Annotated in this window: 6 protein-coding genes and 1 pseudogene; 3 read left to right on the top strand and 4 right to left on the bottom strand. The window is 43.2% G+C overall.

Translation table 11 applies throughout. The annotated features are described in order from the left end of the window. Positions 1-52: 52 nt before the first annotated feature. Both yfcC and CAG69_RS18610 read left to right on the top strand, forming a co-directional pair. The gene (gene yfcC / locus CAG69_RS18615) at positions 53-1,585 is read left to right on the top strand and encodes a putative basic amino acid antiporter YfcC (RefSeq protein ID WP_161445603.1); all 1,533 of its coding nucleotides are present in this window, start codon (positions 53-55) and stop codon (positions 1,583-1,585) included. Between the two features lie 109 nt (positions 1,586-1,694). Further along, on the top strand, positions 1,695-2,690 hold the full coding sequence (locus CAG69_RS18610; RefSeq protein ID WP_161445601.1) for a succinylglutamate desuccinylase/aspartoacylase family protein: 996 nt from the start codon (positions 1,695-1,697) through the stop codon (positions 2,688-2,690). A 198-nt stretch (positions 2,691-2,888) separates the two neighbouring features. Here CAG69_RS18610 and CAG69_RS18605 read toward each other — a convergent pair whose 3' ends face one another. Continuing rightward, complete coding sequence (locus CAG69_RS18605; RefSeq protein ID WP_161445599.1) at positions 2,889-3,422, bottom strand: lipocalin family protein; 534 nt, start codon at positions 3,420-3,422, stop codon at positions 2,889-2,891. Between the two features lie 314 nt (positions 3,423-3,736). On the opposite strand from CAG69_RS18605, the gene CAG69_RS18600 reads away from it, so the two are divergent. Continuing rightward, positions 3,737-4,117 (top strand): cystatin family protein, encoded by a 381-nt coding sequence (locus tag CAG69_RS18600; protein ID WP_005396397.1) that lies wholly within the window; start codon positions 3,737-3,739, stop codon positions 4,115-4,117. A gap of 56 nt (positions 4,118-4,173) precedes the next feature. Here CAG69_RS18600 and CAG69_RS18595 read toward each other — a convergent pair whose 3' ends face one another. The 3 genes and pseudogenes from CAG69_RS18595 to CAG69_RS18585 all read right to left on the bottom strand — a co-directional run. Next, the gene (locus tag CAG69_RS18595; RefSeq protein ID WP_161445597.1) at positions 4,174-7,230 is read right to left on the bottom strand and encodes an AAA family ATPase; all 3,057 of its coding nucleotides are present in this window, start codon (positions 7,228-7,230) and stop codon (positions 4,174-4,176) included. A gap of 9 nt (positions 7,231-7,239) precedes the next feature. After that, entirely contained in the window at positions 7,240-8,373 is a 1,134-nt protein-coding gene (locus tag CAG69_RS18590) for an exonuclease SbcCD subunit D (protein WP_012842192.1), read from the bottom strand. Positions 8,374-8,696: 323 nt separating this feature from the next. Continuing rightward, positions 8,697-9,162: pseudogene (locus CAG69_RS18585) on the bottom strand (hypothetical protein); the annotation flags it as partial.

The following is a 9,162-nucleotide window of genomic DNA, read 5'->3' as shown; positions in this document are numbered from 1 at the left end:
ATTCTAGTTTATTGATATTTCATGCTTCATTGAATTTAACGTGAAGTAAGTTATGTCTCACACACATGCGCAACCAGCAGACTCGGTTGCTACACCCAAATCATGGCAGATGCCAGATACCCTCATTTTGATCTTCATTGTTGGTATTCTCGCTGCGATTCTTACCTACTTAATTCCTGCTGGCCATTTTGACAGTCAGCAAGTGACTTATATGGTCGATGGTGCAGAAAAAACTCGCACGGTTATCGATCCATCTTCTTTCTCTTATGCAACCGACGAAAACGGTGAATTGGTTTACAACAAGGTTGGCCTGTTTGCTTCTGGTGGTGGCATTGGTCTCATGAACTTCCCTTTCGAAGGGCTAGTTTCAGGCTCTAAATGGGGCAGCGCGATCGGCGTGATTATGTTCATGTTGGTTATCGGTGGTGCTTTCGGCGTTGTAATGCGAACAGGCACCATCGACAACGGTATCTTGCGCCTTATCGATAAGACCAAAGGTAACGAAGCGCTATTCATTCCAGTGCTATTTTTGCTGTTCTCTCTGGGTGGTGCGGTATTTGGTATGGGTGAAGAAGCCGTAGCATTTGCGATTATTATCGCTCCGCTTATGGTTCGCCTTGGTTACGATGGTATCACTACGGTAATGGTTACCTATGTTGCGACTCAAATTGGCTTCGCTACTTCTTGGATGAACCCTTTCTCTGTTGCTATTGCACAAGGCATTGCGGGTGTACCTGTTTTATCCGGCATGACTGTGCGCATGGGGTTATGGGCTGGCTTTACGTTAATCGGTATCGCCTTCACCATGATCTACGCCGCTCGCGTGAAGTCAAACCCAGAACTTTCTTACAGTCACCGCACAGACAAATACTTCCGTCAGCAAGAGCTTGGCAATCAAGATTCTCGTTGGAATATCGGCGATACACTCGTCATTCTTACGGTCATCGCAACCACAGTATGGGTTGTTTGGGGCGTGGTCGCTAACGCATGGTACATCCCAGAAATCGCTTCTCAATTCTTCACTATGGGCTTTGTTGTCGCGATCATCGGTACGATTTTTCGCTTAAACGGTATGACGCTCAACTGCGCAGCCGATGCGTTTAAGGAGGGGGCGGCTATTATGCTTGCTCCTGCTCTATTGGTTGGTTGTGCAAAAGGTGTGTTACTTATCCTAGGTGGCGGTACGACCGATGAAGCGAGTGTACTGAACTCTATTCTGAACAGTGCTGGCGGCGTGATCAGTGGGCTTCCTGACGTAGCTGCGGCATGGTTAATGTATGTATTCCAATCTATCTTCAACTTCTTCGTTACTTCCGGATCTGGACAAGCGGCACTGACGATGCCTTTATTAGCGCCATTGGCGGATATTGCAGGTGTCACGCGCCAAGTTGCCGTTTTGTCATTCCAACTTGGAGATGGTTTTACCAACGTTATCGTCCCTACTTCAGCATCCTTGATGGCAACACTTGGTGTCTGCCGCATCGACTGGGGTGATTGGGCAAAATTCTGCTGGCGATTTATCCTATTACTCTTTACCCTGTCGAGTGTCGTCGTTATCGCAGCTCATATGATGGGGTTTGCGTAACACGAAATCAATTGGCACTAAGGCGAGACACGTTCTCGCCTTATTAATACTCTTCGTATGGCGACGTTAAGGTTTTAGATTGGCTTATGGTTTTGGAGTGGTAACTTTAATGGCAACACAACTTCTCGATGACATGATTCAAGGTCATCAAGTGATTCAATCTCTCAATGTAGCAGACCTAGGTCCGGGTGAGCATAAGTTTTGGTTCCGCATCGCGACCAACGCGATCTCTCAGTGGCAACATCTTCCTGTTTTGGTATTCAAAGGTGAAAAACCTGGCAAGAAAATCATGATCACCGCAGGGGTTCATGGTGATGAATATAATGGTGTGTTAGCAGCGCAGAAGACCGCTAGAGAACTCATTGGCACTGAAGTCGCTGGTACTGTCACTATTGTTCCAACCATTAACATGCCAGGTATGCTAAACCACAGCCGCGATTTCTATTCCGCAGACCCGGATGCGTCTCCTGCAAACTTAAACCGCTTTTTCCCTGGTGACCAAAACGGCAATGAGGCACAACGCTACTTATATGCATTGTGGAATGATCTGCTCAAGCCAAATGCTGATTTAGCCATTGACCTTCACACTCAAACCAGTGGTGCGGCCTATCCACTATACGTGTTTGCAGACTTCCGAATTGAGCAATCATTAGAAATGGCTCGTCTCATTAATCCTGATGCGATTTTAAATGATCCCGGAGATGCTGGCGTCCTTGAAACAGTTTGGAATAACCATGGTGTCCCAAGCATTACGGTTGAAGTGGGTATGGGGCGCTACACAGAGCAAAAACTCATTAGTCGAACCGTATCAGGCATTTTTAATGTGTTGAAGCAGCATAACGTCGTAGAAGGTGAGATAGAGCCTATCACTTCATGCTTGGAAGGAAACGAGATCGTCAGTGTGAAAGCGACACATGGTGGCTTTGTACTACCTCATGTTGGTTTGATGGATTTTGTCGAGCAAGGCCAAATGGTTGCTATTCAATACGACAGCTTTGGCACTGAAGTTGAGCGCTACACTGCCCCTACAAGTGGTACAGTGCTCAGCCACAATGTGGAATCAATTCGGGCGCCTGGCTCTCTGATCGTTCGTTTGATTAAGTAAACCATAACCGTTTGTCGATAGATCTACCTTTCAACGCTCACTCAAATTTATATAAGCCCCATCACGAGTAATCAAAAATGATGGGGCTATATTTTTGATTACTTGAAGTTACAAGGTAACAAAAGTATTCCAAGCAAAACTCAAAACCGCTAGACAGAAACTCCGCTTCTGTTGATTTTAGAAGTCACATTGATGAACTTAAAACTGTCGTCCACTCTCTTGATCAACGAGAATTAGCTCATCTAACGCGAAACCTTTCTCTTTAGCAACCTGCTTAAAACGCTCCAGGATTTTCTCATCAACGTTGGGTGTTCTAGACAATAGCCACAAGTAGTCGTGGTTGTAACCGGAGACAAACGCATAGTCATAGTTTTCACCTAGCTCAAACACAATGTAAGAAGAATAGATTGGCCCAAAAAAGGAAACCTTTAAGTGTCCAACCGTTTCATCTTCAACAAAATAAGCTTTACCTTCAGCTTCGGACCACTGTTGCTCTTCTTCTGAATATCCACGGTTTATCACCTTAACCCCACCATCCTCGCGAACCTGATACTCAGCGGTAACGTTGGATAAGCCTCGCTCAAACGAATGGTCTAGGCGTGCAATCTCATACCACTTACCTAGATATGGCTCTAAATCGAAATTATTCACAGGTTCCACCCCATCCGGTTTAGAGGTACAGCCAAATAAAGTTACAAGTGATAAAAGTAATAATGTTTTTAGCGATTTCATACAACACCTAAATTTGATTTAGTGATTGATTTTACTGTAGAAGGTAGCAAATCGATCACTAAGTCGCACCACTGTCCCAAAGGTACGTAGCTACACATCACAGTTCTTCATTATCAATAGCATGCTGAACACCAAAACCTCGTTATGTCAGCAATTCCCTAACAATATTGTTCTATGTTTTACTTACAAGTTGGTCATACTTGTATATTTTGTCAGAATTTAACCGTATGCATATAGAAACTTTGCACAATATAGACATACGCTGTCATATCACCCTCCTATAATACGTCGCGATATAGACAGAGGTTATTGTTATGAAATTAAAAACAGTGTCAGTTTGTGCACTTTTGGTATTGCTTGCAGGTTGCCAGCAGGAAAACCCAAGCCAAGCGACACAATTAACAACCTCGGCAGATGTATGTAATACACAAGGAAACATGCCAGGTGGGTGGAATGAGTTTAATGCTACCCCTGATGCACAAAAGGCAATGGCTTTTGTTTTGAAAAGAATGGACACAATAGCGTCGTTCAAACAAATACTGAACGTTCACGCGCAAATCGTTAGCGGCGTCAACTATGCCATTGAGTTTGAATTGGATGATGGCTCTATTTGGAATACAGTTGTTTATCGCAACCTAGATGGTGAGTATGCGATTACCCAATCGCCAAAAGAAGGCCACTTTTGCGAACAGTAGCGATTAAGTAAGAAAGCCCCTAGATAGGGGCTTTGGGTTTTGTGATAGCAACTGAATTAGACAGCGAAGCTACATTGAGATTTGACCGATACTATCGAACCGACTCTTGATGGTTCAACATCAATCCTCTGCGCCATTTGTTCTTTTAACTCAGAAACGTGAGAAATAACACCGATCATGCGTCCAGTCTGTTGCAAATCCACTAGCGTTTGAATGGCGAGATCCAAAGATTCTGGGTCTAAACTACCGAACCCCTCATCAATGAATAAAGTGTCTAAACGGATACCACCACTATAGGATTGCACAACATCCGACAAGCCAAGCGCCAAAGCAAGCGCTGCCATAAACGATTCACCACCGGAAAGTGTCGCAACATCACGTGTTTTTCCTGTGTAGCCATCTTCAACCATTAAATCTAAGCCGCGACCCGCAGCGCCTTTGAAGCCCTCTGTTTTTCGAGCAAGAATATAGCGCCCTTTACTCATGAGGCTTAAACGTTGAGAGGCCTGAATTAAAACATCATCCAACAGTACACCAAGAACAAAGCGATGCAGGCTAACCCTGCTGCCTGTTTTACCGCTGGCAACGTCGTATAACGTACCAAACACTTTGTACTCTTCTTCTAACTTGCTATTTTTCTCATGCAGCGTAGCAATATCTTTACGAACTTTTTCAATTCGCTCAAAGGTTGAGCGCGTGGTATCGAGCTGATTCCTTACTTCAATATACTGCGCTTGCAGAGTGGTTAAGCTGTCGTTAAGCGAATCCAAGTCCGGTCTTTCAAGCGCTTTCAATGCATGGTTTAAATCATGTAGTGTTTGTTCAAGCTTGGTTTGTGTCTGTTTGAAGTTGTCTATTTCTTTCTGCCACGCTTGAAGCTCATCATCTGTCACTCTGCTATTTAGATAACTGCTTTCATCCTCAAATTTACTCGCCTGTAATGCCTCATTCCACGCTAATTCTGCTTGGCTAAGCTTTTGTTCTGACTCAGATAGCCACTGCTTGTTCGTCACTAACTGACTTTCAGCATTCGATTGCGCTAATACCGCTTGCTGCAAAGCGTTTTGCGCCTTTTCTAAGCCTGTGTTCAAACTCAGAATTTGCTCTTTTGTCAGCAAAATTTCACGTTCAAGCAAGTCAGCGGAACTGTATTTTGGGTCAATAGAAGCTTGTAATTGAGCCAATTGTTCTTGGTTTGCTTGAACGGTTGATTCATTTGCCGCCATTTGATTCTGCAGCTCATGAATTTTATTTTCACCCACTAAGCAGCGTTGATTAAGCTGTTCAACGTTCTTTTCTAGCTTTTCAATATCAATAGATTGTAGACGTAGAAGTTGATCATTAAGCGCCTGCAACTCAGTTTGAACCGTCGAGATCTCAGATGCTGCATGCTCACCAAGCTCTTCTTTCAACTGGTCGATTTGATTCTGATGCTGAATAATGACAACGTTATGTTGTTCTAGCTGATTACTTAGCTGGTTCAGTGAGGTTTGAGCTTCTCTTTCTTTCACTCTGGCAGCCTGAACTTGCTCTTTTGTAACGACTTCTTCAACAAACGTCGCAGGGTTAGGATGCGCTTGGCTGCCACATACCGGACATGCTTCACCTGCCTTTAGTCGCTGCGCTAATACTGCCGCTTGAGCGTTGTGCCACTTAAGCTCTATCGTATCAGCGGCTTGTTGACACTGCATATAGCGCTGACTGGCTTCCTGTAATGACTGCTGCTTGCTTACGGTTAACGCCGTGAGTTTAGAGAGTTCCAAAGTAAGACCATGCAGCTTTTGTAGATCCTGTAGTAGTCGTTGTTTTTGTTTTATTTCCGCATCGATGCTGCCAACAAGCGCAACATCTACTCGGGCTTGCTCTAGCTCTTTCTGGCCCTGTTGCGCCTGAAACGCTAACTTGTCTTTCAGCTCTATGTACTGTTTTAACGTTGCTTCAAATTGTTGTTTTTGTTGATGACCTGCCGTTATTTTTCTTTCCAAGTTGGCTTTTTCAACCAACTTGTCTTTCATACTTTCAAGTTGATACTGCAGTTGCGTTAACTGTGGGACTTTTGCCGCGGCTTCTTTTGCACTTTGCTGCAAGTTTTCTTTTTCTTTCGTAACAGCATTGGCTTTATCAAGACTCTCTTTCAAGGCAACTATTTTTTGTCTGAGCTCTTGAGTTTGAGTTTTTGCACTTTGTAATGAGACGTAGGGTAATTCTATCTTATTGGCATTTTTAGCATTTTCTAATTGCAGTTGACGAACTTTTATCGAGTCTGAGTGTTCTAGATGCAGCTTGAGTGCGTTTTCTGCTTGCTCTCGTTTCGAAAACTCTCCATTAATAGTTTCCGCTTTTTGTAATTCAGATTTAGCAACATTTAGCTTATCTAACGAAGCTTGTTCATTCTTTCTATCGACCTCTAGCTGCTCAGCTGCTTGTTCAAGCTGGTGTAATAATTCCTGCTCTGAAATCACTCCTGCAACTTGTAAAGCGCCTCGAATTTGATTATCAAATTCATCTTTCGCTTTACTGATTGCGCTCGCTTTATCCTTGAGCGCGTACTCAATTTTTTTATATATGTCCGTTTGAAAGAGCTGACCAAAAATTTCTTCGCGCTCTTTAGAACTAGCAAGCAACAGCTCGCGGAACTTTCCTTGAGGCAATACCATTACTTGGCGAAATTGCGTTTCATTCAAACCAATAATATTGCTCACTTCTGTTTTAACTTGAGTCGTCTTGCTAGTGATGAGCTTTTCGGTCTCGCCGAGTTCATAAAGAGCCGCAGTGTGCTTTTTTACCGTCATCCCTTCACCACGCGCTTTGGGCGCTTCCTGCTCTGGAGATCGCACAACTCGGTATTGTTTGCCATGTAACGAAAATTCTAGAACGACTTCAGTTGGTAAATCTTGCGCCGATAAGTCACATCGCATCTGGATGCCTTGCCGCTCATTACTGGTAGTTTCACCGTAAAGGGCAAAGCAAATGGCATCTAAGATCGACGTTTTACCTGAGCCTGTAGGACCATTAATCAAAAACAGAGGGTTACGGCCAAGCTTTTCAAAGTCAATGACTTCGGTTTTTGCAAACGGACCAAAGGCTTGCATGGTAAGTTTAATTGGTTTCATCTTTGGTCCCTATTGCTGTGATAATTGCTTAATAATGTCAGTAACGGCTTGTTCTTGCTCTTGGGATAATTGACTATCTTGCGCCTCAATAAAAAAGTCTCGGAACATATCAATTTCGCTTCGGGCCAACTTTGCTTGCGCCATTTCCTGCTCTACCCCAATTAACATACCCGGTTTCTCAAGATGTAAAACGTTTGGATACACCGAACGAAGCTTTTCCATTGGATTTAAAATCGCATGTTTATCCATCAAACGAACTAACAAATAATCTTCATTTTTAGGGTCAGTCTTGCCCTGCTCTATGACTTTATCTAGCTCTCCCTCAACAATGCGCATTTCATGAGGGGCAATTAGCTCAATATGTTTAGCAGAGACAAATCCTTTCTTGTCTAGTTCGACTAAAGTGAAGCCTTTCTTCTGGTTCTGTTCACCAAAACTGTACTTCATGAGCGAACCAGAATAACGGATATGCTCTGCGCCTTTCTTTTGAGGCTGATGTAAATGACCAAGTGCGACGTAGTCGAAATCTAAGAAATGCTCATGACTTACGCGATCAGAGCCACCAATAGATAGTGGTCGTTCAGAGTCAGACTCAATAGCACCATCAACAAAACAGTGGCTAACGAGAACACGCCTTTGCTCTGAAATGAAATGCTCTCTTATTTGCTCTACAAGCAGTTGATGTGCCTCATCATGAGTTGATACCGAGGTTTTGTAGGCAAATCTGACCTGTTCAGGGTCGTTATAAGGCATGCCATAAAACGCTACCTCACCCGCAGAGTCCGTTTTTATGATGATGGGAGTTAGCATATCTTCAAAGTTACTAACAATATGAAGGCCTGCATTTTTCATTTGCTCTGAGCCAAAACCTAATCGTTCTGCACCATCATGGTTGCCAGATATCAATATCATCGGTGTTTTCAGTTCAGTACAAATACGCTTCACGACTCGATTTAGCAGTTCTATTGCAACCGTTGGTGGCACCGAACGGTCATAAATATCTCCCGCCACTACAACGGCATCGACGGGATTGTGTTCAATATAGTTAATCAGTTGTTCGAGTACTGCTTGTTGATCTTCGAGTAGTGATACATTGTGGAATTGTCGACCAAGATGCCAATCTGAGGTGTGGATAAACTTCATTCGAATTCACTTTCCGCCAAATCTTTAAGCTAGGTTTGCTCCTGCAAGAATCCGAATTTCAGCCGTGTAAACATCAGAGTATTACGTGACTTGCTGAATCTGGCACAAACCAAAGCTCAATATATTTAATTTGGGTTAGGATATCTTGAGTCGAACAGCTTTTCATGTAGTTTATGTTCTATGGTTCACTATTTCACCGGAAAGCGAGAAGAACGTTGTATAAACACCTTTTAAGCAACATTAAGCGATGGTCTCGAATAAAAAAACCGTCACATTTTAACCATTAAAAACCAACGTTTAGAAGGGACAAACTAGCTCAAGAACTACTCGTTATGCCAATTGTATAGAACTCCCACCGTATAACCATCTGGCTCGATATCAGCTTGCAAAACGTGGAAGTCTGAGTTGAGGCTGCTTCTTTGATGCTCCTCAATCATTAACACTTTTAAAACACCTCCGCATGCGCCCAGCCCTCCTAGTTTAACATCAATAAATTGATACTGAGTTTGATCGGTCACCCAAGGAGACAAGAATTGCATAGCATTTAACCATCGAGGCTCATCTCCATCAATGGATAAATGCAACTCACTAAGTGAGTGATCACACCCTACTCCAAGTTGTTTAAACACTTTATCGACAGCAATGCTTTGTTGTTTGGTATCTAAATCAATTCGAACATCATCAGTAACAAGGCCGGACTGTTGAAAAAGCACTTCGTCAAAATGATCGAGTTTTGAGATTTGGCATGCTTTTCTGCATCGCGAGCAATTTCTATAGCCAGTATCCAAG

The organism is Vibrio sp. V43_P6S15P86 (genome assembly GCF_009904725.1).
Lineage (GTDB): Bacteria > Pseudomonadota > Gammaproteobacteria > Enterobacterales > Vibrionaceae > Vibrio > Vibrio diabolicus.
This window is presented reverse-complemented; position numbering and strand designations above follow the sequence as displayed.

Excerpts from the sequence above, each read along its gene's own strand:
- yfcC (WP_161445603.1), top strand. The coding sequence starts at position 53 with ATGTCTCACACACATGCGCAACCAGCAGACTCGGTTGCTACACCCAAA.
- CAG69_RS18610 (WP_161445601.1), top strand. The coding sequence starts at position 1,695 with ATGGCAACACAACTTCTCGATGACATGATTCAAGGTCATCAAGTGATT.
- CAG69_RS18605 (WP_161445599.1), bottom strand. The coding sequence starts at position 3,422 with ATGAAATCGCTAAAAACATTATTACTTTTATCACTTGTAACTTTATTT.
- CAG69_RS18600 (WP_005396397.1), top strand. The coding sequence starts at position 3,737 with ATGAAATTAAAAACAGTGTCAGTTTGTGCACTTTTGGTATTGCTTGCA.
- CAG69_RS18595 (WP_161445597.1), bottom strand. The coding sequence starts at position 7,230 with ATGAAACCAATTAAACTTACCATGCAAGCCTTTGGTCCGTTTGCAAAA.
- CAG69_RS18590 (WP_012842192.1), bottom strand. The coding sequence starts at position 8,373 with ATGAAGTTTATCCACACCTCAGATTGGCATCTTGGTCGACAATTCCAC.